Below are 23,646 nucleotides of genomic sequence, written 5' to 3' on the forward strand. Positions count from 1 at the left end.
TCGGAAGGGCAGTGTATCAAGACGTATTCCATTTTATTTGAAGGGGTCCGCAGCATCACGTAGTCCGTCACCGAAGAAATTAAAGGCCAGAATGACGAGAACGACCGGGATCGTCGGTATTAGAAGCCACGGATATAGCGCAATGACGCTGACGCTGCGCGCCTCTGTGAGCAGAATTCCCCAACTTGTGATCGGTGGTCTGAGACCAAGCCCGAGAAAGCTCAGTGCGGTCTCGCCCAGGATCATGCCTGGAATTGTCAATGTGGCAGAGGCGATCAGGTGTGACATAAAGCCGGGAATAAGGTGTCTGCCGATGATGCGCGGCGTGCCCGCGCCCATCAATTGTGCAGACAAAACATAGTCTTCTTCGCGAAGCGCCAGCAGTTTTGAGCGCACGGCGCGCGCCAGCCCCGTCCAGTCCAGCATGCCGAGAATGATGGTGATGCCGAGATAGACGAGGATGGGGCTCCACGTCACCGGCATGATGGCCGCAAGCGCCAGCCACAGCGGAATGCTCGGGATGGATTGCAGGACTTCAATCACACGCTGGACAATCAGATCAAAGGTGCCGCCGCGATAACCCGCGAGACCACCGATCACAATGCCGAGAACGAAGCTCATGGCGACGCCGAGAAGGCCGATGGTCAGCGAAATACGGGCGCCATAGATGATACGGGAGAGTACGTCACGGCCGAGACGATCCGTGCCGAGCAGGAACATTTCACCGCCTTCGGCCGGGCAAACGAGATGGGTTCTGCCCTCGAACAGGCCCCAGAAGTGATAGGTATCGCCCTTGCAGAAGAAACGCAGCGGCTGGATATCCGTCGGCACGTCCCGATAGACCCGTCTCAGATTGTCCATGTCGAGCGTCATTTCCCGGCCGTAAACGAAGGGGCCGACAAATTTTCCGTCATTGAACAGGTGAATGGCCTGCGGTGGCGCGTAGATGTGCTCGATATTGCGGGTATGGAGGTTATAGGGCGCGAGGAATTCGCTGATCAGGATCGAAAGGTAAAGCACCACCAGAAAAGCGCCGGACCAGACCGCGATCTTGTGCTGACGGAACTGCCACCACATGAGACGCAGCTGCGAGGCCTTGCTGAAGGCCGCCATTCCTGATGTGTTGGGTTCGATCAGCGACGGGTCGAAGGGCGCGGTCGAGACATAGTGGGGCAGCGCTTCGCCGGGGTTCGGAATGGATGAAGTCATTTGACGTTACCACCTCCGAAGCGGATTCGCGGGTCGAGTATGGCAAGGGCGATATCCGACACCAGAACGCCGATCACCGTCAGGAAAGCAAGGAACATCAGGAACGAACCGGCCAGATACATGTCCTGGCTCTGCAGCGCCCTGATGAGCATGGGGCCGGTGGTTTCGAGCGACAGGACGACGGCGGTGATTTCCGCGCCTGATATGATCGCAGGCAGGATCGAGCCGATATCCGAGATGAAGAAATTCAGCGCCATGCGCAGCGGATATTTGGTCAGCACCTTGAAGGGATGAAGCCCCTTGGCCCGGGCCGTCACCACATACTGCTTCTGCAATTCGTCGAGCAGATTGGCGCGCAGGCGGCGTATCATGCCGGCCGTACCCGCCGTTCCGATGATGAGGACGGGAATCCAGATATGTTCGAGGATCGATTTGAGCTTCGCCCAGCTCATCGCCTGGCTCAGATATTCCCGGTCCATCAGGTGGCCGATGGAGATGCCGAACCAGATATTGGCGAAATACATCAGGATCAACGCCAGCATGAAATTGGGAATGGCGATGCCGAGCAGGCCGAGGAAGGTGAGCCCGTAGTCACCCCAGCTGTATTTGTGCGTGGCGGAATAGATGCCGATTGGAAAAGCGAGGATCCAGGTGACGATGATGGTGACGAAGGACACCAGAACCGTCAGCCACAGGCGGTCTCCAACCACATCGCTGACCGGCAGCTGATATTCGAAGGAATAACCGAAATCACCGACGAGCATGCCGGTCGCCCAGCGGAAATAGCGGATCGGTGCCGGTTGATCGAAGCCATAGCGGACGCGCAACTCCTCGATTTCGGCAAGGTTCGCCGTTTCGCCCATGGCACGCAGCTCTGCGACGTAGCTTTCGAAATAATCGCCCGGCGGTAGTTCGATGATGGTGAAGACCAGCATCGAGATCAGGATCAGCGTGGGGATCATGACGAGGATGCGCTTTAAAATATACCGCAGCATATCAGGCGTCTCCGTCATACCAGAAGGCATCCGGCATGTAGACGCCGAGATAAGATGTGGGTTCGTAACCGAAGAGCGCTTTGTCCGGCACGTTTCGCATGCGTTTGACATGGACGACAGGTTGCAGCGCGCCGTTGACGATACCGATGGAAAACACCTGCTGCGTATAAATCCCGAGCATCTCCAGCCAGATGGCCTGACGTTCTTCCTCGGTGACGCTTCTGCGCCATTTTTTCAGGAGATCGAGCAGGTGCGCCGCTTCCGGCAGGTCAGGTTCCTTGCCCTCGCGGCCGCCGGAAAGATAATGGATGCCCCAGACTGGCCATTGCAGCTGGTCGTCACCGGTGGGCGCAAGGCCGGATGGCAGCATGTCCGGCGTCGGCACACCATTGTCCATGCCCATCCATACCGACATCAGCACCTCGCCGCCCATGGCGCGTTTGCGGAAGACATCGCGCTGGGTGGGGCGCACGGAAACAGCAATGCCGATATGCCGCCAGTGATCCGTCACTAGCTCCATCACGTCGGTTTCGAGCGTGCTTTCGCCTGTCGTCTCGACGATGATATAGGCCGGACGCCCATCCGGCAGGAGCCGGAGGCCAGCGCTGTCGCGCCTGTCGAGACCGGCTTCATCGAGCAGCCTGTTGGCGGTTGCGCGGTCGAAGGCGCTCCAGGCGTCCGCAAATTCCTGCCGGTAAAGCGGGCTTTCCGGCAGAACGGTATCGGCGCTCTCCTTCGCCAGCCCGTAAAAACAGACCATGTTGATTTCGTGCCGGTTGATCGCAAGGGACAAAGCACGGCGCACGCGTACGTCCTGAAAAGCGCTGCGCCAGACCGGATCGGCGCAATTCAGGTTGGGCAGAAGCGCGATGCGTGAACCCTGGGAGCGCTTGTAGAGGTTCACCTTCAGAGGAAAACGCTTTTCCGCATCCTTCAAAAAGGTGTAGTCGGCGAAATCGAGGCCAAAATATTGCAGATCGCTGTCGCCGGAGGCCGTCTTGGCCGAGATGATATCGGACGAGGTGACGTTCAGCAGGAACCGGTCGAGATAGGGCAGTTGCAGGCCGTTTTCATCGACGCGATGATAATAGGGGTTGCGTTCGAACACGAACTGTTCGGCTGGCGGCGCGGTTGTGTTGCGCCAGGCATCCAGTGTCGGCAAAGCAGGATTTTCCGGGCGCACCTGCCGCGACATCTTGATATGCAGCCCGCTCCAGTCATCCGCCTTGTTTTTCTTGATGAGTTTGGCGAGATTTTCCGCAGTCTGATATTTGACGTGGAACTGCTTCATGTAGGCGGCGGGAAGGAACAGCCGCGCCGGTGAGGCGGCTGCGAGCTTCGCCAGAAAATCCGAGTTGGGGCCGTCCCAGCTGTAACGTACCGTCAGCAGGTCAATGACCTCGATCAGGGGTGGTTTGTTGTTGACCAGAAGTTCGATCGGAGGACCGCCCTTGTGGATTTCCTTGTTGAGGGCGACATCCTCCCAGAAATAGCGGAAATCCTCAGAGGTGAAGTCGCTGCCATCGGACCATTTGTGGCCCTCGCGCAGCTTGAAGGTGAAGATGCGTTCGTCCTGAACGTCGTAGCTTTCCAGAATATCCGGATGAAGCTCGAATTTTTCGTCATAACCGACGAGGCGGGCATAGCTGCTGATCGGCATCAGCCTGATATCACGCTGGCCGCCAATGAGCATGCGCACCGAGCCGCCATGTTTTCCTGGCTCACGGCCAAGCGCTTTCATGTCGATGACACGCGGGTTTTTCGGCAGCCGTTCGGCTACGTCGGGCAATTCGCCCTTTTCCCGTTTTTCCTTGAAATAGGCGGGGTCGGTATAGGCGGCTCGCGCATAGGCCGGCAGGAAAACGGAGGCCAACAGGGCAAGGGTGGTGCGGCGCGTGATCAAGGGCGAAGCTCCCGGATGTCGGCATTGCCGTTTGCGAGAACGAAATGGCCGTCGCCCAGATCGGCGGAGATCATGTCGCCATCACCCTCATCGCGGAACTGCTTGCCCCAGTCGAATTTGCCCGTCGCGCTGATCTTGCCGATGGTGCGGAAATCAAGCGGACGGTCGAGATCGGGGAAAGGCACGGCTGCCAGCAGCGATTTGGTATAGGGGTGAACCGGAGAGCGCATCATGATTTCCCGCGGCGCCAGCTCGACGATGCGGCCCTCGCACATCACGGCCACGCGGTCGGCCATGTAATCCACCACCGCCAGATTGTGCGAGATGAAGAGATAGGTAAGCCCGAGGTCTTTTTGCAAATCCTTGAGCAGATTGAGGATTTGCGCCTGCACGGAGACATCGAGGGCGGAAACGGGTTCATCGCAGATCAGCAGTTCGGGTCCGAGCGCCAGGGCTCTGGCGATACCGATACGCTGCCTTTGGCCGCCCGAAAAACTGTGCGGATAACGATTAAGCGCGCTTTCTCCAAGCCCGATAGCCCTGACGAGATTGCGGACTTTCTCCGCGCGGTACTTCGCATCGCCCCGTCCGTGGATTTCGAGCGGCTCGCTCAGAATATTGCCCACCGTCATACGTGGAGACAGCGACGATATCGGGTCCTGGAAGACCATCTGTATCTTCGACCGCAGCTCCTTGAGGTCGCCGTCCTTCGCATTGAGGACATCGATATCGCCCTGCGGGCGATGAAAGGTCACCGAGCCTTCATCCGGGCGCACGGCGCGCATGAGGATTTTGCTGACGGTGGTTTTGCCGCTGCCGCTTTCGCCGACCAGGCCGAGGCATTCTCCGCGGCGGATTTCAAAACTGACGCTGTTGACCGCTTTTGTGGCGTTGGCGTCACCCTTGCGGAACCAGCTGGATTTGCGGGTTGTGAAGGTCTTGCTGATATTGTCCACGGTCAGAAGCGGGCCGGGAGTTTTATTGACCGCGGCGGTCTTTTTGCCGACAAGGCTTTCGTGGTCAATGTTGATTTCACGCAGCGCCTTCAGCCTTTCGCCGGGCTTCATGTCGAAATGCGGCACGGCGGCCATCAGGCCCTTGAGATAGGGATGGCTTGGCGACTTGAAAATGTCATCGACCGTGCCCGCCTCCATGATCTCGCCCTGATAGATCACGGCGACCTCGTCGGCGATATTGGCCACTACACCGAGATCGTGGGTGATGAGCAGCATGCTCATGTTCAGCCGGCTCTGGAGATCGCGCAGGAGCTTCAGGATCTGCGCCTGTATCGTCACATCAAGCGCCGTCGTCGGCTCGTCGGCGATCAGGAGCGCGGGGCGACAGATCAGCGCCATGGCGATCATGGCACGCTGGCGCATGCCGCCCGACAATTCGAAGGGATACATGTTCACGACCTTCTTGGGTTTGGAAAACCCAACGAGATCGAGCGTTTCATACATTTTTTCCGCACGTTCGGCCGGCGACAGGATGCTGTGGATTCTGAGCGCCTCATCGATCTGGTTGCCGATCGTATGCAGCGGCGAGAAGGACGTCATAGGCTCCTGAAAAATCAGGCCGATGCGGTTTCCGCGTATTGAACGGATTTCCCGCCCGTCCTTCGGCAATTGCAGCAGATCGATAGGGCCGGCTGCAGCATTTTCCGGATCGGTGAACAGCACCCGGCCGTTCACGCGCGCCGTCTTGGGATGAATGCCCATGATGGTCTGGCCGATGACGGACTTTCCCGAGCCGGACTCGCCAACGAGAGCAGTGACTTTTCCCGGAAGAATGCGAAGGCTGGTACCCCTGACGGCATCGATGGTGCCGCCCATCAGAGAAAACGAAACCCGCAGATTTTCAATACGGAGCAAATCTGCGCCTGCGCTCATGCCAAAGGGTTCCTTGCCGTCTCTTTATTGTTACGTTGTGACAATTGCTCAGGAGGGCTTAAATCCACGTTATCGCAGGGTTTGTTGTCTGTCTATGCCTCTGAAACATCGAATTGTTTAGCAAATTCAAAGCCGGCTTCCGAAATAGGGCGGCTTGCCTGACAGCTCCTGTTTCGTGATATGTTAACGGGTGCTTTTGAATGAGGATCCATGTCCGACAAGAAATATTATGACGCTGAGCTCGATAAAGCCCGGCAGTTGCAAAATGACGGCCGATATGTGGAAGCCGACGCGCTTCTCTTATCGCTGGTTGCAGCAAAAGACGGACATCTGATGGGCGAACGGACGGTGCTCGGTCTGCCGCGCAGACTGCATGCCGCGCGGCTGCGTCTCGCCAAGGCCGAGGGCGATATGGTCGCCAGGATCGGCTATCAATATACGCTGGTTCCGCCGCCACAGGTGCTGCAGAAATATGCGCGGTTTTCCACGGAAGAACGTCGCATCATCAGTCTCAAAAGCCGTGAAGACGTGCCAAGGCTTATCCACCAGATATGGATCGGGGAAAAAGCCCCGCCGGTATCGGTTGAGGCATGGGCCGCCCACGCTTCGAACCATCGTTACGACTATCGCCTCTGGCGGGAGGCTGATCTTGAGCGGGAAGGCGTGTTTTCGAACGGCATCTTCAAAACCATGCTGGACAAAGGCGATTATCCGGGCGCGGTGGATGTGGCCCGTTATATCCTGCTGGAGCGATTTGGCGGCATCTATCTCGATTGTGACTGGTATCCGGCGCGGGACGATGTGAGCTTCGATACATTCCTGCCCTTGGCGGGGCTGACAGTGTTTGACGAAAAAACGCCGCGTGACACGGGGCAGGGCAGCATGCTACTTGCCAATTCCTTCATCGCTGCGCCTGCCGGACATCCGGTCTTTGGCAAGATGCTGGAGGCCTTTCCCGGGATCATCGAAGACATGCCGCGCGCGCCTGCCTGGTGGTCGACCGGTCCTTTGATATTCACCGTTATCGCCCGGGCCGGAAGCATCAGCCTCGCGCCGGCGTCGTTCGTCGCCGCGTCTCTTCCCAACCGCGCAGCTTTCGATGAGGTGGAAGCGGTCAGGCGGAAACTTTCCACTGAGGCGGGCGGGTTGCTGATCGCCTGGAAATCATGGTGAGATTTCGTCGACAAGGTCCTTGGAAGAACGCCAGCGGGCGGCGGGATGTTCGGCGGTCACTTCGAAAAGCCGTCTCAGGAAGCGCCATACATTGTCATCATGCACGAGATGATGGGTGAGGATGCCGGTCGCGCCGCCGTTCTCGGCGGTGTACAGGATGCGGGCGGCGGTCTCGGCGAAAAGAACATCGTCGTCACGGCCACCGCGGCTGCCGTGCCAGTCGATCACGTCGACATGGGTGTTCAGGCAGGGCGGCAGGGTGCTTTTCTCCGGGCCGAAAACGGACAAGGCGCGATATCCGAGGCCGGCCAACTCCTTCACGATACCGGCATCTATGCGGTTCCATGGCGGCACGAGCATAGGTACCAAGCGCCCACCATGCAGGTCGTGGAGTTTATCCAGCCCGGATTGCAACTCATCGAGAACGATGGCCGGATCGCGATGTGATCCGAGCTCCTGCTTCTTTTCTTTCTCCCCGGCATAATTCGCATGGGACCAGCCATGGACGGCGACCTGGGCGATATCAGACGTATCCAGATGCTGTGCGAGCCTATCTGTCGTCATCTCGGGAATGACCGCGAGCGTGACCGGAGCGGAAAAGCCGGCGCAAAGATCGAGTAGCGTGTCGAGGGCCGGTGTCGGCTCCACCGCATCGTCGTCCCTGAGCCAGAGATCGGCCTTTATGCCGCGCCGCTCACATTCGTCCAGTGCCGCAACGAGTGTTTCCAGACTCATGATCTTCGCGCCTTTGCTTGCAGCAGGATATGGTTCAGCTCTTTTGCGACGTTTTCCAAAGACCGTTCGTTCCTGACGAATTGCCGGGCCGCCCTTGCCAGTTCTTCACGCCTGTTGTCATCACCGATCAGGGTTTTAATCGCGTCGGCATAGGCGGCTGTATCATTCTCCGGTGTCAGTAATCCTGTGGTGCCGGATTTTACCACTTCGGGAACACCCGCCACCTTTTCGGCCACGATGGGCAGGCCGGCGGCCTGCGCTTCGAGATAGGCGAGACCATAGGCCTCGCCATGGCCCGGCCAGACATAGAGTGACGCTTTCGAAAGAAGCATGGCGATCTCGGACGCGGTTTTTTCCCCGTGCCAGACAAGGCGCTGATCCGGAAAAGCGCTGAACATGGCTTGTACGGCCGCGCGTTCCGGCCCATCGCCGACGATATCCAGCGTCCAGTTGATATCCTGCGGCAAAAGGGCGAGCGCTTCGGCAAGGGCGCGATAGCTGTCGAGCTTGTCACCCGCCCGCATCATGGCGACGGCAATCAACTTTGCCGGGGTCGGATTGGGTGTGTTTTTGAGAAAGGCCTCGGCATCGATAAAGGGCGGTAACATGGCCCATCGAAGGGCGGGCGAGGCCCGCACAAGCCCCTCGCGATCCCGCGCAGTGAGGCAGATATTGATCGATGCGACATTCAATGCGGCCAGCAACCGGTCTTGAACCACCTGCCAGCCCATCCCGTTGCGCTTGGGCGAATAGGATGCCTCGGCGGTGACGTAGGGAATATCGAAACGTCTGGCCAGTTCCGGCCCAAGCAAATCGAGGGCCTTGTAATAGGGGTGATAACAAAACCAGAGGTCCGGTGCGCCCTCCAGCTGCCAGCGCTGCGTGATGGTCTCGATTTCGCGCTCAGCCGTTTCGGCAAGCGAAGTCCGCGCGGGATCATCCGGCTGTTTCAGGAAGCCGCGCAGTTCGGAGGCGACTGAAACCTCGTGGCCGCCCATCGTCATCGCCTGCATCAGCAGGCGGGCCATCAGCCGGTCGCCGGAGGGAACGGGATGGTTGGGTGATTTGAGCGGCGCATAAAAGGCGATCTTCATGGCGATGGTTGTGCGTTGCCGGTGGCTTGGGCGTCAACCGGAATTTGAAAGGCCCGAGCCTTGACAGGTCAGTCATTCTTGCCCAACTGAAAGGCATCTTTTGCACATGCGCGGAGCGTGACACGCTTTGACTTCCCCAGACATTTCCCAGAACCTGCTTTCCAGCATTGAAAACAGAAGCGCCAAAGCGGGGGTGATCGGCCTCGGCTATGTCGGTCTGCCGCTTGCCATGACGATCGCCAAGGGCGGTTTCAAGGTTGTCGGTTTCGATATCGATCCCGGTAAAATTACCGCGATCGAGGCCGGACGCAGCTATATCGAGGCCGTTTCAGACGAGGTGCTGGCAAGTGTGAGGCAGGATGACGGCTTTGTCGCCACCTCGGATTTCTCCAGGCTGGCCGAATGCGATGTCATCGCCATCTGCGTGCCCACGCCCCTGACCAAATATCGCGAGCCGGATCTTTCCTATGTCGAAAAGACCTGCCGGGATATTGCCGCGCATCTGCGCAAGGGGCAGCTCGTGGTTCTGGAATCGACCACCTATCCCGGCACCACCGACGGGGTGGTGAAGACCATTCTGGAAAGCACCGGGTTTGTCTCCGGCGTCGATTTCTTCCTTGGCTTTTCGCCCGAGCGGGAAGATCCCGGCAATCGTGATTTCGAGACCTCGACCATTCCGAAGGTTGTCGCTGGCGATGGTGAGGCCGCTGGAAAGCTGATGGAGGCTTTTTACGGTTCGGTGGTCAAAAAAATCGTTCCGGTTTCGACCAATGCCACGGCGGAAGCGGTAAAAATCACCGAAAACGTCTTCCGTGCCGTCAATATCGCCCTCGTCAATGAACTCAAGGTCGTCTACGAGGCCATGGGTATCGACATATGGGAAGTGATCGATGCGGCGAAAACCAAGCCGTTTGGTTTCATGCCCTTTTATCCCGGTCCGGGTCTTGGCGGCCACTGCATACCGATCGACCCGTTCTATCTCACCTGGAAATCGCGGGAATATGAATTGCCAACGCGGTTCATCGAACTTGCCGGGGAGATCAATACCGGTATGCCGCGTCACGTCATCGGACGGGTTGCGGAGGCGCTCGATATTCATTCCGGCAAGGCGCTCAGCCGCTCAAAGGTGCTGGTTGTCGGTCTCGCCTACAAAAAGAACGTGCCTGACATTCGCGAAAGTCCCTCACTGAAGCTCATCGAGCTTATTCAGGAGCGCGGCGGCGAAGTGGCCTATTTCGATCCCTACGTGGCTGAAATCCCGAAAACACGGGAATATAGCCACCTCATGGGCATGAAATCCGTGCCGTGGGACAGGCAGGCGATCGGCGCCTTCGACGCCGTTCTCGTTGCGACTGACCATGACAATGTGGATTATGCCGCTCTAAGCGAATGGGCGCCGCTTATCATCGACACACGCAATGTTTTCGCGCGTCGGGATATAGCCGCAAAACACATCATCAAGGCCTGATAAAATGAGCAGACTCGATAGTTTCATTCGCCGGTTGACCGCGCAGCGGGATATCCTCAACCATGTCGCGGCCAATCTCGATCTGCCGGGTGAAGGGGCGCTTATGGAAATCGGCCTTGGAAACGGGCGCACCTTCAATCACCTGCGAGAGCTGTTCCCCAACCGCCGCATCATCGCTTTCGACAGGGCCATGGATGCACATGCCTCCTCGGTTCCGGCGCAGGAGGATCTGGTGATCGGCGAAATATCGCAAACCGCTCCGGCTTTCATCGGCACGGAAGCGGCTTTCGTGCATGCCGATATCGGCACGGGCTATCCGGAAAAGGATGCGGTTACCCTTACATGGTTGCCCGATCTTGCTGCGGGCATGCTGGCAAAAGGCGGCCTCGCGGTCAGCGGGCTGCCTCTGGATCATCCCATGCTGAAGCCGCTGCCGGTGCCGGCAAGTGTGCCGACGGACCGTTATTTTCTCTATCGCAAGATTTGAGATCGGACGCCCCGACAGGTTTGTCGGGGCTACTTCATAAATAGCGCTCGCTCTCTTCCTTCGAGAGCAGGAAGACCTTCATTTGCGAGTTGCGGCCGCGAATGGCGATTTCTTCGCTTCTGAGGTCGGCAATCTCCTGTCCCGCCTGAATGATGGCTGGTTCGGAAACGACGATGGCGGCGCCGAACTCCTTGGCCTTGGATTCGAGCCTGCTTGCCACGTTGACGGTATCGCCTATGGCCGTCAGGGTTTTTGCCGCGCCATATCCCATCACGCCGACGATGCTCGGGCCGGAGTGAATGCCGACCACCACTTCCAGGCGGACGGCGAATTGTTTCTCCAACCCCTCGTTCAGGATGGCGATATCCCGCAATATGGTTGCGGCTGCCTTCATGGCGTTGCGACAGGCACGGTCCGCATCCTCGCCAAGTCCAAAAAGGGCCATGGCGCCATCGCCAATGAATTTGTCGAGATGACCTCCGGCGTGTTCGACGGCTTGGCCGACGATGGTGAAATAGCGGTTGAGAAGGAAGACGACATCATAGGGCAGCTTCGCTTCGGACAGCGTGGTGAAGTTACGCAGATCGCAGAAGAGGATGGCGATTTCTTCTTCACGGCCGGGTCGGGCCGGCTGTGCATCCGCGGGCAGATCGCTCTGCTGGGGCGGTGAAACGAGAAGCGCGATGTTGAGATCGCTCGTAGGGCGCAGCTGACAACCGAGCCGCACATCCGAATCGGCATGGATGCGCCTCAAGGTGGTCTGCTCTATCTCCCCGGGTGGCGGAAGCGGGCCCTTGCTGTTCAGAACCTTGACGCGACAGGTTGAGCAGCGTCCCTTGCCGCCACAGACGGAGTAGTGCGGGATGCCCGCGAGCCTGCTGGCTTCGAGAATGCTGAAGCCGGCCGGGATGCGTGCTTGTGCGCCCTGTTCATAGTGGATTTCGATGGCGGTCAACCGTTGCCGGAAGCTGCGCACGCCGCGCAATACGAAGACCAGCATGACCGCGCCGGCAAAAAGCGCTTCGGTCGTGCTGGTAATGAACCGGATTCGCGTTTCCATCTCCCTTTGCAGCGGGAGCTCGTCTCTCTGGATGGCGTAATCCGAGAGCCCGGGAGGAAGCGCGTATTTCCGATCGACTTCCTCCAGCCAGCGGCCCGCATCGCTGAAACCCAGCAAGGCCAGAAGCGGCAGCATCACTGCCACCGTCATGAAGAGCCCGGCGATTTTCGGATACCAGTCGCGATAACGCAGCCAGAAATAAAGGCCGATGCATCCGTGGATCCAGATCACGATCAATGCAAGGCTCTGCCATGCGCCGCTGACAGGATTATTGATCCACAGGCGGCGGATAACCGAATAATAACCGACGTCGATGCCATAGAGCATGTGCGATACGCGGATATTCACGGCATGGCCGATGATCAGAAACGGGATCGACAGGCCGAAAATGACCTGAAGCGCTTCGCGAAGCGGCATGCGCAGCGTTCTGCGCTGATAAAGCGAGCGCAGAACAAGGCAGACATGCACGACAACCGACCCATAAAAAAGCAGGCTGCTGACGGGATTGAGCCAGATCAGGCTGAACCATTTTCGCGCCCGTTCGGCGGTATCGATGGAGATGAGCGCGAGGGAGTGATTGAAAAGATGGGAAAATACGAAAGCAAATATGATGAGACCGGATAAAATCCGGGCGCGTCTCAAATTGGTCTCCGAAAAGAAACGGATCATGCAAATCCCATCATGTGGTCATCGACGCAGAATCATCATGTAGTATGTGGTGGCACCCCTTAGTGCAGGGTGTCTCGTGGCAATATCGTGGAGCAATTGATCGCAAACAGTCAATTGTGCGTGTTCGAATGCCTGCGTGCAAAAGATGTTGAATCAGGACTTCGAAAAAACGGTCGGCAAGATCAAATCTTCGCCGGAGCCAAGTTGCGATCAGAGTTCGATGATCTGGCCGTCCATGGCCGCGAATGCGCCGCTGAACAGGGATTTTGCCTGTTTTTCGATGCTGTCCAGTTCCTCGTCGCTGCGGCTTGGGGCGTGGTGGATGAAACCGACATTTTTTGCACCAGCGAGTTTGGCGAGGCGGATCGCCTGTTGCCAGGACGAATGGCCATAACCGCGATAAAGGCCCATTTCCTCATCGGTGAACATGGCGTCATAGAGGAAAAGATCGACATCCCTGATCAGGTCGAGCACGGTTTCGTCGATGCTGCCCGGCTCATGTTCGGTGTCGGTGATGATGGCAAGGGATTTTCCTTCCCAGTCCAGCCGGTATCCGATGGCGTTGCCGGGATGGTTGAGCATTCCGGTTCTGATCGAAAGGCCGGGATGCACATCAAGCGCATCGCCGGGCAGGAAGTCCCGCGTTGCGATCTTGGCACAACAGATCTCCAGCGGCACGGGGAACCAGGGCGGGCTCATGAAATCCCTGAGCATTTCCCGGGTCGTCATGGTGCCGGCAAGGTGGCCCGACCAGATGGCGACATCATTGGAGCTGTTATAAAAGGGCTTGAAATAGGGGAAGCCGACAATGTGGTCGTAATGGCAATGCGAGAAGAACAGGTTGACGTCGGTAATGCCTTCCGCCCGCAAAGCAAGGCCAGCGGGATGCAAGCCCGAACCCGCATCGAACAAAAGAACGTGCTCGCCGCATCTTACCTCGATGCAGATGGTATTCCCGCCGTATTTTCGGAAGTTTTCACCTGAAACAGGAAGCGTTCCCCGCGCACCCCAGATCTTTACCCGAAAATTTCTATTACTTTCCCGACTTGTTGTGTCGGAATCGAACGCCATGACACACCCCAATAACAACGGAATCTTGCACGCTTTCCTCCCATGAAGCCCGTTGTCTCTATAGATTCTTATATCCGCTCGTTTCTGGCGGAAGCCTTTACCCCTTATTCAGTCAGCATTTCATTTATATTGCAATAGTACGACATTTATTTTTCCAATATCGCCATTCACGGTAGCAAGGAATTGCCGTTTATGTCCTGACGCTCGTTCGCGCTTTGCTCAGTTCCGCCGTCGTCTGGGTAAGGCGTTCGGCGAGAACACGCATGACCTTGATGGTGATGTCAGGGAAATCGGACATGAGCTTGAAGAACTGTTCCTTGCCGATGCGCAGGGCTTCCACATTGGTGGAGGCGCGAATGGTCGCTGTTCTGACGCTATCGCAAAGGATTGCGATTTCGCCGACAATGGCATTACCGGTCATTTCGGCCACTTTCAGCGTGCCCGAAGGGGAATCGACGAGAACATCGACTTTTCCGGTCAAGAGAACATAGGCCGCATCGCCGACGTCTCCCTGATGAAACAGTACGTCGCCAGCGTGATAGGATACTCGGTCGGACGCGAATGCGAGTAGTTTGAGCTTTGACGGTTCCATTTCAGAAAAAAACGGGACCCTTTTCAGCATTTGAATTTCGTCTTTAAACAGCATTGACTTACCCTGTTCTTGTTCCACCTCGGTCACCTTCTTGGACTTATGTTGCGACCATGTCCTTGAATGTACCGTTTTCCTCGGCGAGAGTCTCGTAACTTCCGTCGGCGGTGATCAGGCCCTGATGAACAACGATCACTCGCTTGAACATGCGAGAGAGCGTCGCATTCGACAGAACCCATATGATCGACGGGTTATTGTTGTTCTGTTTCAGGAGTGTGATGACCCGTTCAACAATTTCCTCCTGCTGTCGGGGATCGAGGCCGGGAAGAGGGCGGTTAAAGACGTAATAATCGGATTTGCGGATCAGCGCCCGCGCGAGATTGAGCTTCTGGCGCTGGAGCGGGCCAAGCCGTTTGCCGCCGGCGCCGAGGTTGAAGTCCAGACCCACCGCCAGCACGCGCTCATAGACACCCTGCTTGCGCATGACATCTGCCACGATGCGGGTGATGCGCCGCGAGGCGTCGGTGTAACGATGGCCGACCTTGCCGAAGAGGATGTTGTCCAGAAGGCTGGTGGCGCTCATGTATTTGGTCGGATCGTAGATTTCGATCACGTTTTTCAGGCTGTCGGGCAGGTTCTCATGGAACATGTGCCGGACTTCGACGATCCGGTTCATGATCTCCGGCGACAGCAGGCCGAAACGCTGGCGAGGCTCGATGTAGAAGAAGCTGAGCCGCAGCATTGCGCGCTTTTCGTTTTCATTGGCCTCGTCGAAACTCTTTCCCTGAAGCCGCTGCAGCATCTGCTGATAGACTGGAATGTCATCGGGGGTCATGAAGGTAAGCTGCTGGAAGAAGGGGTGATCTCCCGGCAGGTCGGCGAAGATTTCCACGATGTTTTCGGCAATCGTGTAACCCATTTCGAACAGGGTTTTGACGAGACCGGTTTCGCGCATCAGGGAGCGGAAATAGTCGCTTTCGATGACGATTCTGATTGTCTGGGACGAATCCCGCATGGTGCCGAACAGCAGGTTTTCACCAACCGTCGCCTCGCTGTTGTAGCTTTCCAGTTCAAAGGGGGCGATGAGGCCGCTCAGATTTTCCTTTTCCAGTTCAGCCCGCAGGACATGCCGCAACTCCACGATGCGGGCGGCAAGATGCAGGTCGGTCAAAGGATCGATCGACGAACGCAGCGCAAATTCCAGAATATCCTGTGAGAGTTCCACGCTGTCGAGGACGGCCAGAATGGCCTGGATGAGATTTTCCGGCCTGCCGTCGCCGGCCGGGCTCGAAGCGTAATCGATCCATTCGCTGTTGATATCGATCAGCGGATTTCCCGCCATCTTGGCTTCGCGGATTTCCCACTTGCGGTGTTCCAGCGCCGCGCCCTCATAGTCCCTGTCCGCAAGGGGGGCGTGTTTGAGGCCGTAAAGCAGATTGTCCTTCAGGCTGGCATGGAAGAAGTAACTGTCCGAGGAGACATAAGAAATGCGCCGCCCGGTGAGCGATTCCGGCAGTTCCAATATGTCGACGTCGTTGATGCTGATCTTGCCCGAGGTTGGCCAGAGCGTGCGGCCGATCGCATCCGCCAGCGCCTCGGCGCCCGAGCCGCCGACGATGGCGATCACCTCACCCGGCTCGACCTTCAGCGATGCCTGCTCCAGAAGCCGGCTGCCGCTATCATCCTCGAGCGTCAGATTGGCGACGACGATCGGGGCGCTGATTGCCGCGACGGTGCCGGGAGACAGTTTCTGCACCTTCTCTTCGATCATGTTTGGTGCATCGAACTGCTCGAAGACCTGCTCGTATTTCACCTGCACGTCCTGGCGTGCCTGATCCCAGTCGATCAGTTCTTTCAGCGGTCCCGGCAGTTCCTTATAGGCATTGATGACGGCGACCAGCTGCCCGACATCGAGACTGCCCTTCAGTGTGAGATAACCGCCGAGCGCATAAAAGAAGAAGGGTGTCAGCTGCGCGAGGAAGTTATTGATGAATTTGACCAGAAACTTCCACTGGTAGAGATCGTAGCGGATCTTGAAGATGTCGCCGAGGCGATGCGAGGCATCCGCGCGCTCGTAGTTGGAGGTGTCATAGGCGTGGATGGTGCCGATACCGTCGACCATTTCGCCGATGCGTCCGGCAAGCTGGCGGGCGCTCAGCTGCCGCTGGCGGCCGAGCTCTATGAGGCGGCGGCGCATTTTGGGAATGATGCCCACCTGGATTGCCGCCATGAAAGCTGCGATCAGGCCCAGCCAGAAATTCTGCACGAGAATGAAGAAGAGCGCGGAGAGCGCCTGGCCGCCGAGAAGGGCCGGCTGCACGAAGGCGTCGCCGGTAAAGCCGCCGAGCGGCTCAACCTCGTCCTTCACCATGCTGGAGATTTCAGCGCCCTTGACCCGTTTGAAATGGGAGGGTGGGAACCGCAGAATCTTGTCTATGAGCTCGAAGCGGATACGCCGCAGAAGTCGTTCGCCGAGGCGACCCTTGAAGGTATTGATATAATATTTGAAAAGACCGTTGATGACGACAAGCGCAAGGAAGGTCAGGCTGAGCGCCATCAGCATCGACATGCGGTTGAGCTCAAGCCCGGGGAATAATGTCACGGTGCCCCAATAGGGAATATCGACCGTGAGATGCATGAAAAGCTGCGTCGCATTCGCCCCTTCGAAACCATCCCCCTGAATTGGGCCGTTGACGATCTGCTTGGGCAGATCGAAGGCGAGGAAATAGGGGATCATCGAGAGGGCCACGATCAGCAGAATGAAAAGCTGCTGCCGCCTCGTGTGCGACCAGATATAACGCGTAAGGCTTTGTTCCATATAAAACTTCTATGACCTGGCGGGCGAGGCCCGGCGTGTTGGTTTGCGCGGTGTCTAGACGATCCGGTGGCCGGGTGGCGCAACCTCCTCCTGCAAATAGGTGTGGGACTCGCTATTTATCAGTATATTCAAGCGGTTTCGAGCAAAATAGCGGTCCTGCCGAGACTTCTCCGTCACCCCCGCTTTTGTTTTTGCAACGTGTGGGCGACAAGGGATATAAATGCGACTATATTTTTAGACTTCTCTAATATTGTTGTTTTTATTGTAGATCAGGCGTTAAGACGCTTCGATGCAATGATCCCGCGAGGGTTGAGCCAGACACTGGCGCAATGATGGCAAGGTCGATGGCGACAGATATTTCAGAGCGTGCAGGCAGCGATCCGTCCCTTGATGCATTGTCGCTTTCCGGCATTGCCTCGCATGGGGCGGTTGCGCATCCGGTTTCTTTTGACGGGCTCACCGGGATTTTCCATCCGGCGCACAAGCAAGTCAGGCAAGGCCATGCCGTTCTTTTCGTCAGCCCATGGGGCATGGAGGAGCTCTGCAGCCGCAAGTTTCAACGGGTACTGGCCGAGCGGCTGGCCGCCTGCGGTGTCGCTAGCCTTCGATTTGATTATCTCGGCGCGGGTGACGCGCTTGACCCTGATGATGCGGGCCGCGCGGCGGACTGGGTTTCGGATGTGCGCGTAGCGCTCAACTGTCTGAAGCGTCTTTCCGGCTGCACTGAGGTGGTTGTCGTCGCTCAGGGCCTCGGTTGTCTGATAGCGGCACAGGCGTTTGCCGATGTGGCCGAAGCGGGTTCCATGGCGTTTCTGGCGCCTGTCGTTTCCGGCCGCGCCTATCTGCGTGAGTTGGCGATGTGGTCGTCGATGATCGACGATGGTTTAGGCCTTCGGCCCGCGCAGAGGATGATGGAAGCGGGATCGATTGCCGGCATGACCATGCCTGCGGGTGTTGCGGATGCGATCAGGAAGACCAATCTTTCCAATCTCGCGGCTGCTCCGGCGCGCACCATTCTGGCTCTCTCCCGACCGGGCCGCGTGACCGATGCCGATTTCGCCAAACATCTAGCCACGATCGGCGCTAAGGTGGAGGAGGCGGAGTTTTCAGGTTACGACGATCTCGTCTCCAGTCCTACGCTCTCGAAAATATCCGACGATGTGGTCAATCGGCTGGTCGACTGGGTTCTCTCTCAGACCCACGCCGAGAGTGCGGCGATGCCTCTGGAGGATTTCACCCTCAATGCTCCGCAGCGCGGTCGCGGTTTCGTCGAGCAGCCGGTGCAGTTTGGAGATGGCGGACGGCTTTTCGGCGTTTTTTGCGGGCCAGATGATGGGGATGTGGTTTCTTCGGTTCTTCTACTTGGCGCTGCCTATGACCGGCATGCGGGCTGGGGCAGGCTTTCCGTTCAGATGGCCCGAGCATTGGCGCGTGAGGGTGTGGCATCGCTTCGCTTCGACGCGGCCAATATTGCCGACAGCCCTCCGGTCAAGAATGTGCCTGAGCAGGTTCTCTACGATGTCGCGCAGAATGACGACGTGGCTGCCGCACTCGATTTTCTCGGCAAGCGCGGCAAGGGGCCTTTCATTGCGGCGGGCCGGTGCAGCGGCGCTTATCTCGCCTTCAACGGCGCAATCGCCGATGAGCGGATCGGTGCGGTTGTCGCGGTCAATCCGGTGGTCTTCCATTGGCGCAAAGGCCGCTCGGTGGATGAGGCCTTGCATAAACGGCCGCGTTCCTTCGGGGAATACAGCCAGCGCTTTCGCCAGGGCGCGACATTCAAGCGTCTCATCAGCGGCGATGTCGATGTGGCAAGTGCCGGACTGAATATCGTCAAGGCGACGATCAAGAGGCTTTCGACAAAAACGGCGAGGCTGTTCCGCAGGGGGAGCGAGGAAGGGCGTGCCGTTTATGGCGCGTTCGACAAATTGAAGGCGAATGATACCGCCGTCCATCTGCTCTACAGCGACAACGATGATGGTCTGGAGCACTTCCAATATTATTTTGATGCCAATGGCGAAGGGCTATCAGCCTATCAGAACGTGTCGCTGACCATCATTCCTGATGCCGATCACAATCTTTCAACGCCTGAAGCCAGGAAGATGTACATTCATGCGGTGAAGCGGCTTGCCCTAGAAGGAAAATCGCCGGCTGGAACCCAGTGACAGGACCTCTCCGGAAGGCGGGGTTTCGGTCATCGCAGTCTCCGGCATAAGGCCGATTTTTCTGGTCTCGCCAGGGCCGAGATGGAACCAGTTTTCTGCCGGGTGGTAACCCTGCACCTCGACATGGACAGACTGCGCCAGCCGGTCCGCGCCGATTTCAAGAGACCAGTTGCCGCTCGTTTCGCTGAGCGCCACCTGAAGGTTCGCGGCATGCAGCGCCTTTTTACGGCCGAGAGGGAAATGGAACGCGTCGGCGATGACATGTCCTGTCGCAACGTCGCGAAGCCTGGCGACCGTTACATCATGGGACGGGGGGCCGAAACGATAGGCATAGGTCGTATCGAAAAAAGCGCCGAACAAATCTGTTGCGGCAATCGTCTGGCCCTGCCGCGGCAAAAGCGTGAGTGGTCGTTTGGCGTGCACGACAGGTTGCACACCTTCGCGCAGGCAGGTCAGTTCCAGCATGGCTTCAAAGCCGCCGCCGGTCTCGTTGATGAGATGGATATCCAGCCCGTTCGTGCCCTCATCTGAAAGGCCGACCTGAATGGGACGGAACGCCCTTTTCAGTGCATGCCAAACGGATTTCGGCCTGCCGGTCGCATCGATAATGCCCCAGCCTGCGCCGGGAACGAGATCCTGCAGGGTCCAGACCATAGCGCCCTGACAGGAGGAACCGCTGCGCCGCCATTCGGCGAAAGTCGCTTCCATGACCTCGGCCGTCGCGGCCCGGGACATGTCGAGATAAAGGCCGCCATCTTCGCGACGCAGAACATCCGGTTCGACCTCATAAAGCAGCTTCAGATAATGATCGCGAACATCCTCGAAATCCCAGGAGGCGCCACGATCGCGCGGTGCGCGGGCTTTCCATCGTGGATCGTGCACGGCGACGCCGGGAAGATATCTGTCCAGCGTTTCCTGTTCGGGAATATTGGCGAAGGCGAGGCACTCGGCGGCAAAGCGCAGATTGGCGCGGCGCGCATCTTCCAGCGGGCGGCAATAGGCGCCCACGCCGTAATAATGGCCGACCCCGACGTTGGGAAAGAAGGGCAATGCGCCGCCGGAAGGGGAATTGGCGACATAGGCTGCATCTGGCCGCTTCTCGGCGAGGAGTTCCGGCAGGACTTCCTCGGTAAGCGTTCCCTTCCATATCTGCTCTGGCAGGCCGAGCATAGCGCCCTGCTGGTACATTTCACTGCCGCCGCAGAAAACGGCAAGCGATGGAGAAAGCGCGATCGCTTCCAGGAACTGCGAGATTTCCGTCACGATATGCTGGCGCAGGCTCTCGTCCTTTGCCGGGTAATCGAAATTGGCGAGCATGGCATCCTGCCAGACCATGATGCCAAGCTCGTCGCAAAGCGCGAAGAATTCCGGCGTCTCATAGGCCATGGTGCCGCCGATGCGGATCATGTTCATGCCCGCTTCAGCGGCTTTTCTAAGCCATGGTTCATAGTCCGGCCGCGTTCCCGGCAGGCGCACAATATCGGCCGTCGTCCATACCGCGCCGCGGCAGAATACCTGCTGACCGTTCACCTTGAGGCCGAAACCGTTGCCGTCTTCGCCGTGATCGATCTCGACTTGCCGGAAGCCCGTGCGCCCAAGGTGATGTTGCGTGCCGTCCAGCTCGAGAACGACCTCATGCAGAGCCGGCCTGCCATGGGTATGCGGCCACCATTGTTCGACATCGGATATGCGCAATTCGCCGGAAAGCTTGCCGCCCTCGTCCGGAGAAAGATCGGCGCTGTAACCGGCACAGCCAAGCCTTGCCGATTTTATCGGGCGGTTGCTTTGCAGCACGATGCTGACCGTTCCCGTTCCGTCTCCGTCCAGCGAAGACCGGAGCGTGCAGAGCACTCCGTCCTGCCTTATCAGGCTGATGGGTCGCCAGGGGCCGGCGGCGTGGATTTCCGGGCACCATCCGGGCATGTAACCCAGTGCAGTGGTGCGGATCAGCCGCAAGCCCTGCGTATTCATCATTTGCGGCCGCCAGCGGGCGCGGGGCCCGGTTTTTTCAAGTCTCGGCGCAAGCGCCCGGAAGCAGATCGAAAGTTCGTCTGCGCCCGTTAGTTCGACAGGCACTTCCAGCCTTTCGAACATGCTCTGGCTTGCGGCGATCAGCTCACCGTTGAAGAAGATTTCGGCAATGGTGGAGAGACCATCGAAGCGCAGTGTGGCGCGTTCGCGCGTATCGGAAATCATCGTCAGCCGATACCAGGCATCCCTGTCATTGAGGGGCGCTGGAGCAAGGCGGTCGAACTTTTCGGCCGATTCCAGAGCCTGCGCCACGGTTCCGGGCACGGAGACGTGAAGGCTTTCAAGCGATGCGGGAATATCGGAGGGTGTTTCGCAGGCATCGGCGGGCGTCAGCGTCAGCGTCCAGCCTTCGCTCAGCAATTCCTCGCTTTCACCCGGAAGATAGGTCCTCACGCTGCCTCGCTGGCATCAGACAGTTTGGCCGCAAGCGCTTCCATCACGTCATCCCATGCATCCGCCGCCGGATCGAGTACTGACGCGAGCGCATCGAACTTGCGCCGGGTGACGGCGCGGGCAAGCTGGAACTGTACCGTCTTGGCGACTTCGGATATGCGCAGCGCGTGATCCCTCGCTTCAGCGAATTCATTCCTGTCCAGCCACTCGAGATGGCTTGCCAAAAGCTCGAAATTGGCGCCGAGCTGACGCAGCGTGTTGAAGGCATATTTGTGGAAAAAACCGAATGGCCTGTCGGCAACCTTTTCCACCTGTGCCGGAAAGACGCTTGCGAAAGCCCTGACCGGGTTGGCGGAGGGTCGGCGCGAAAAATGAAACTTCAAGAGCCGTTCGGCGGTCTTGCGAATATGCGTCGGCGAAGGATTGCCGTCTGCGAATTTCGCAAACTCCGTATAGGGCAGGAAGGGCGGATCGGTTTCCGCCAGATGATGCTGGAACAGGCCGTCAAAATCTTCGCCTGCAAGATGGAAGAAGCCGGCATTGTGGAAATAGTCGAGTTCACGTTTCGCGAGGTCGAGCCGGTTGATGGCGATGGTGGTCTTGCCGTGTTCTTTCTGGTAGCCCACCCCATGGGTATCGGGCATATAGAAGCTGTCCATCTCGATCAGGCAGATGCGGCCGCGTTCCAGCTGCGCCTCGATATGGTTTTCCACCCTGTCGAAGATCGCAAGTTCGGTGGCGCGAACGCCATAAAGTGCTTCGAGATCTTCCAGCGGCACCTTGAAGAAGGTGAACTGGTCGCCTTCGAAATCCTGTGTCAGGGTGAAACCGAACATGGCTTCCGGGGATAAGCCTTTCGAGGCCAGCACCTCGATCCACAAATCGATGTAGCAATTCGTTTCCGGCCACATTCTCTCGGAGGAATGGAGCGGATGCTGCACATAATTTTGGGGGTCGAGACCGGGAAAAATCTGCCGCATGAATGATCAGCCCCAGAGCGTTTCCACGACCTTCGCAGGCCATTTCTTCACGTCGAGGCCATGATGCGCAAACAGCGCGAGCGCGATGCGCTCAAGGCCGAAACCAACGCAGGCGGTATGGGCGACATCGCCATTGTCGAGGTTAAGACCCCATTTCTGGCCGAAGGCATCCTGGTGATAGTTGAAGCTCATGCAGGCCGTCGGGCTGGTCGTCGATGTGACCGGGATCAGCAGTTCGAATTTCAGGTTCTGGTCGCGCTGGTTGTTGGCGAGCATCTTGCCGGCACGGCCGAAGAACGGATCGTTGGCGACATCGATGGTGACGTCGAGCCCGACTGCTTTCATCATCTCGACGCCGCGATCCATCCAGGTCTGGCGGAATTCGGTGACGTCGGACTCGGTACCCATGCAAACATATTCGCGCATGCGGAAAAGCTGCTGGCGGGCCGGATCCTTGGAGGGTTCATGGCGGAAGCAATAGGACTGGATGTCATAGAGACCGCCGCCGGCAGGTAGCGCGCCGCGCTTGGCAATCGTCGGATAAAGCGGGTAGCAGGCCGCCGGCGTCAGCACGATGTCTGTCGCTTTCTGGTCCTTGGTCCAGTCACCGCCCTCATCCATGGTTTTCAGCAGGCTGACATGGTCGAGTTCGCAGCCGCAGAAGGAGTGGACGCTGCCGGCGAGCTGCGGGAAGCTCTTCATGTAACCGCTCTTTTCGAAGTAGGCGCGGTTGATGCCGGGCGGAAAACGGATCGCTTCGGCGCCATCAGCGCCGCCCGTGCGGTCGATCAGCCGCTCGAATGCGGCAATCACGTCCTCGAACTGGCCGCTGCGTCCATAAAGACCGTCCACACCCGTTTCAATCAGCAGGCCTTCTTCGAACAGTCGATCGAGAAACGATGTTTGCATGTCCATGG

Annotated in this window: 17 protein-coding genes; 4 read left to right on the top strand and 13 right to left on the bottom strand. The window is 58.1% G+C overall.

The features are described from left to right. Positions 1-33: 33 nt before the first annotated feature. The 4 genes from V6R85_RS14310 to V6R85_RS14325 are packed head-to-tail and all read right to left on the bottom strand — an operon-like array spanning position 34 to position 5,996. Complete coding sequence (locus tag V6R85_RS14310) at positions 34-1,209, bottom strand: ABC transporter permease (RefSeq protein ID WP_111793058.1); 1,176 nt, start codon at positions 1,207-1,209, stop codon at positions 34-36. Further along, entirely contained in the window at positions 1,206-2,204 is a 999-nt protein-coding gene (locus tag V6R85_RS14315; protein WP_003504887.1) for an ABC transporter permease, read from the bottom strand. The genes V6R85_RS14310 and V6R85_RS14315 overlap by 4 nt, the downstream gene beginning before the upstream one ends. 1 nt (position 2,205) lies before the next feature. Beyond that, entirely contained in the window at positions 2,206-4,107 is a 1,902-nt protein-coding gene (locus V6R85_RS14320; RefSeq protein ID WP_336377073.1) for an ABC transporter substrate-binding protein, read from the bottom strand. Continuing rightward, positions 4,104-5,996 (bottom strand): ABC transporter ATP-binding protein, encoded by a 1,893-nt coding sequence (locus tag V6R85_RS14325; RefSeq protein WP_099085853.1) that lies wholly within the window; start codon positions 5,994-5,996, stop codon positions 4,104-4,106. The genes V6R85_RS14320 and V6R85_RS14325 overlap by 4 nt, the downstream gene beginning before the upstream one ends. A 210-nt stretch (positions 5,997-6,206) precedes the next feature. On the opposite strand from V6R85_RS14325, the gene V6R85_RS14330 reads away from it, so the two are divergent. Next, positions 6,207-7,169, top strand: coding sequence for a glycosyltransferase family 32 protein (locus tag V6R85_RS14330; protein WP_162695552.1), 963 nt, complete (start codon positions 6,207-6,209; stop codon positions 7,167-7,169). On the opposite strand, the gene V6R85_RS14335 is transcribed toward V6R85_RS14330, so the two are convergent. Both V6R85_RS14335 and V6R85_RS14340 read right to left on the bottom strand, forming a co-directional pair. Next, the gene (locus tag V6R85_RS14335; RefSeq protein ID WP_003504880.1) at positions 7,161-7,904 is read right to left on the bottom strand and encodes a polysaccharide deacetylase family protein; all 744 of its coding nucleotides are present in this window, start codon (positions 7,902-7,904) and stop codon (positions 7,161-7,163) included. The genes V6R85_RS14330 and V6R85_RS14335 overlap by 9 nt on opposite strands. Next, positions 7,901-8,998, bottom strand: coding sequence for a glycosyltransferase (locus V6R85_RS14340; protein ID WP_111834669.1), 1,098 nt, complete (start codon positions 8,996-8,998; stop codon positions 7,901-7,903). The genes V6R85_RS14335 and V6R85_RS14340 overlap by 4 nt, the downstream gene beginning before the upstream one ends. Before the next feature lie 127 nt (positions 8,999-9,125). On the opposite strand from V6R85_RS14340, the gene V6R85_RS14345 reads away from it, so the two are divergent. Both V6R85_RS14345 and V6R85_RS14350 read left to right on the top strand, forming a co-directional pair. Continuing rightward, entirely contained in the window at positions 9,126-10,466 is a 1,341-nt protein-coding gene (locus tag V6R85_RS14345; RefSeq protein ID WP_162695553.1) for a nucleotide sugar dehydrogenase, read from the top strand. Between the two features lie 4 nt (positions 10,467-10,470). After that, on the top strand, positions 10,471-10,953 hold the full coding sequence (locus tag V6R85_RS14350) for a class I SAM-dependent methyltransferase (RefSeq protein ID WP_336377074.1): 483 nt from the start codon (positions 10,471-10,473) through the stop codon (positions 10,951-10,953). Positions 10,954-10,987: 34 nt separating this feature from the next. Here the strand turns inward: V6R85_RS14350 and V6R85_RS14355 are convergent, their stop codons facing one another. The 4 genes from V6R85_RS14355 to V6R85_RS14370 all read right to left on the bottom strand — a co-directional run bounded on the left by V6R85_RS14355 (position 10,988) and on the right by V6R85_RS14370 (position 17,160). Beyond that, positions 10,988-12,682 (bottom strand): adenylate/guanylate cyclase domain-containing protein, encoded by a 1,695-nt coding sequence (locus tag V6R85_RS14355; protein ID WP_087745058.1) that lies wholly within the window; start codon positions 12,680-12,682, stop codon positions 10,988-10,990. A 210-nt stretch (positions 12,683-12,892) separates the two neighbouring features. Then, positions 12,893-13,753, bottom strand: a complete 861-nt coding sequence (locus V6R85_RS14360; RefSeq protein WP_111834670.1) for an MBL fold metallo-hydrolase — start codon at positions 13,751-13,753, stop codon at positions 12,893-12,895. Positions 13,754-13,943: 190 nt separating this feature from the next. Next, entirely contained in the window at positions 13,944-14,399 is a 456-nt protein-coding gene (locus V6R85_RS14365) for a cyclic nucleotide-binding domain-containing protein (RefSeq protein ID WP_111834671.1), read from the bottom strand. 43 nt (positions 14,400-14,442) lie between these two features. Then, a complete protein-coding gene (locus V6R85_RS14370; protein WP_060727382.1) occupies positions 14,443-17,160 on the bottom strand; it encodes an ABC transporter ATP-binding protein in 2,718 nt (905 codons plus the stop codon). 344 nt (positions 17,161-17,504) lie between these two features. On the opposite strand from V6R85_RS14370, the gene V6R85_RS14375 reads away from it, so the two are divergent. Beyond that, entirely contained in the window at positions 17,505-19,325 is a 1,821-nt protein-coding gene (locus V6R85_RS14375; RefSeq protein WP_162695554.1) for an alpha/beta fold hydrolase, read from the top strand. Here the strand turns inward: V6R85_RS14375 and V6R85_RS14380 are convergent. From V6R85_RS14380 to V6R85_RS14390, 3 genes are read right to left on the bottom strand one after another with little or no spacing between them, the layout of a single operon-like run. Beyond that, positions 19,293-21,749 (bottom strand): glycoside hydrolase family 2 protein, encoded by a 2,457-nt coding sequence (locus V6R85_RS14380; protein ID WP_087745054.1) that lies wholly within the window; start codon positions 21,747-21,749, stop codon positions 19,293-19,295. The genes V6R85_RS14375 and V6R85_RS14380 overlap by 33 nt on opposite strands. Beyond that, positions 21,746-22,729 (bottom strand): DUF1839 family protein, encoded by a 984-nt coding sequence (locus V6R85_RS14385; protein WP_060725442.1) that lies wholly within the window; start codon positions 22,727-22,729, stop codon positions 21,746-21,748. Before V6R85_RS14385 ends, V6R85_RS14380 begins: the two co-directional genes overlap by 4 nt. 6 nt (positions 22,730-22,735) lie before the next feature. Then, entirely contained in the window at positions 22,736-23,644 is a 909-nt protein-coding gene (locus V6R85_RS14390) for an amino acid--[acyl-carrier-protein] ligase (RefSeq protein ID WP_087745052.1), read from the bottom strand. Positions 23,645-23,646 lie beyond the last annotated feature (2 nt).

It is taken from the genome of Agrobacterium sp. CCNWLW32 (genome assembly GCF_037083425.1).
GTDB classification, from domain to species: Bacteria; Pseudomonadota; Alphaproteobacteria; order Rhizobiales; family Rhizobiaceae; genus Agrobacterium; species Agrobacterium radiobacter.

Coding starts and splice junctions, on each gene's coding strand:
- V6R85_RS14330 (WP_162695552.1), top strand. CDS start 6,207: ATGTCCGACAAGAAATATTATGACGCTGAGCTCGATAAAGCCCGGCAG.
- V6R85_RS14355 (WP_087745058.1), bottom strand. CDS start 12,682: ATGATCCGTTTCTTTTCGGAGACCAATTTGAGACGCGCCCGGATTTTA.
- V6R85_RS14360 (WP_111834670.1), bottom strand. CDS start 13,753: ATGGCGTTCGATTCCGACACAACAAGTCGGGAAAGTAATAGAAATTTT.
- V6R85_RS14350 (WP_336377074.1), top strand. CDS start 10,471: ATGAGCAGACTCGATAGTTTCATTCGCCGGTTGACCGCGCAGCGGGAT.
- V6R85_RS14340 (WP_111834669.1), bottom strand. CDS start 8,998: ATGAAGATCGCCTTTTATGCGCCGCTCAAATCACCCAACCATCCCGTT.
- V6R85_RS14310 (WP_111793058.1), bottom strand. CDS start 1,209: ATGACTTCATCCATTCCGAACCCCGGCGAAGCGCTGCCCCACTATGTC.
- V6R85_RS14365 (WP_111834671.1), bottom strand. CDS start 14,399: ATGCTGTTTAAAGACGAAATTCAAATGCTGAAAAGGGTCCCGTTTTTT.
- V6R85_RS14315 (WP_003504887.1), bottom strand. CDS start 2,204: ATGCTGCGGTATATTTTAAAGCGCATCCTCGTCATGATCCCCACGCTG.
- V6R85_RS14375 (WP_162695554.1), top strand. CDS start 17,505: ATGGCGACAGATATTTCAGAGCGTGCAGGCAGCGATCCGTCCCTTGAT.
- V6R85_RS14390 (WP_087745052.1), bottom strand. CDS start 23,644: ATGGACATGCAAACATCGTTTCTCGATCGACTGTTCGAAGAAGGCCTG.
- V6R85_RS14335 (WP_003504880.1), bottom strand. CDS start 7,904: ATGAGTCTGGAAACACTCGTTGCGGCACTGGACGAATGTGAGCGGCGC.
- V6R85_RS14370 (WP_060727382.1), bottom strand. CDS start 17,160: ATGGAACAAAGCCTTACGCGTTATATCTGGTCGCACACGAGGCGGCAG.
- V6R85_RS14325 (WP_099085853.1), bottom strand. CDS start 5,996: ATGAGCGCAGGCGCAGATTTGCTCCGTATTGAAAATCTGCGGGTTTCG.
- V6R85_RS14385 (WP_060725442.1), bottom strand. CDS start 22,729: ATGCGGCAGATTTTTCCCGGTCTCGACCCCCAAAATTATGTGCAGCAT.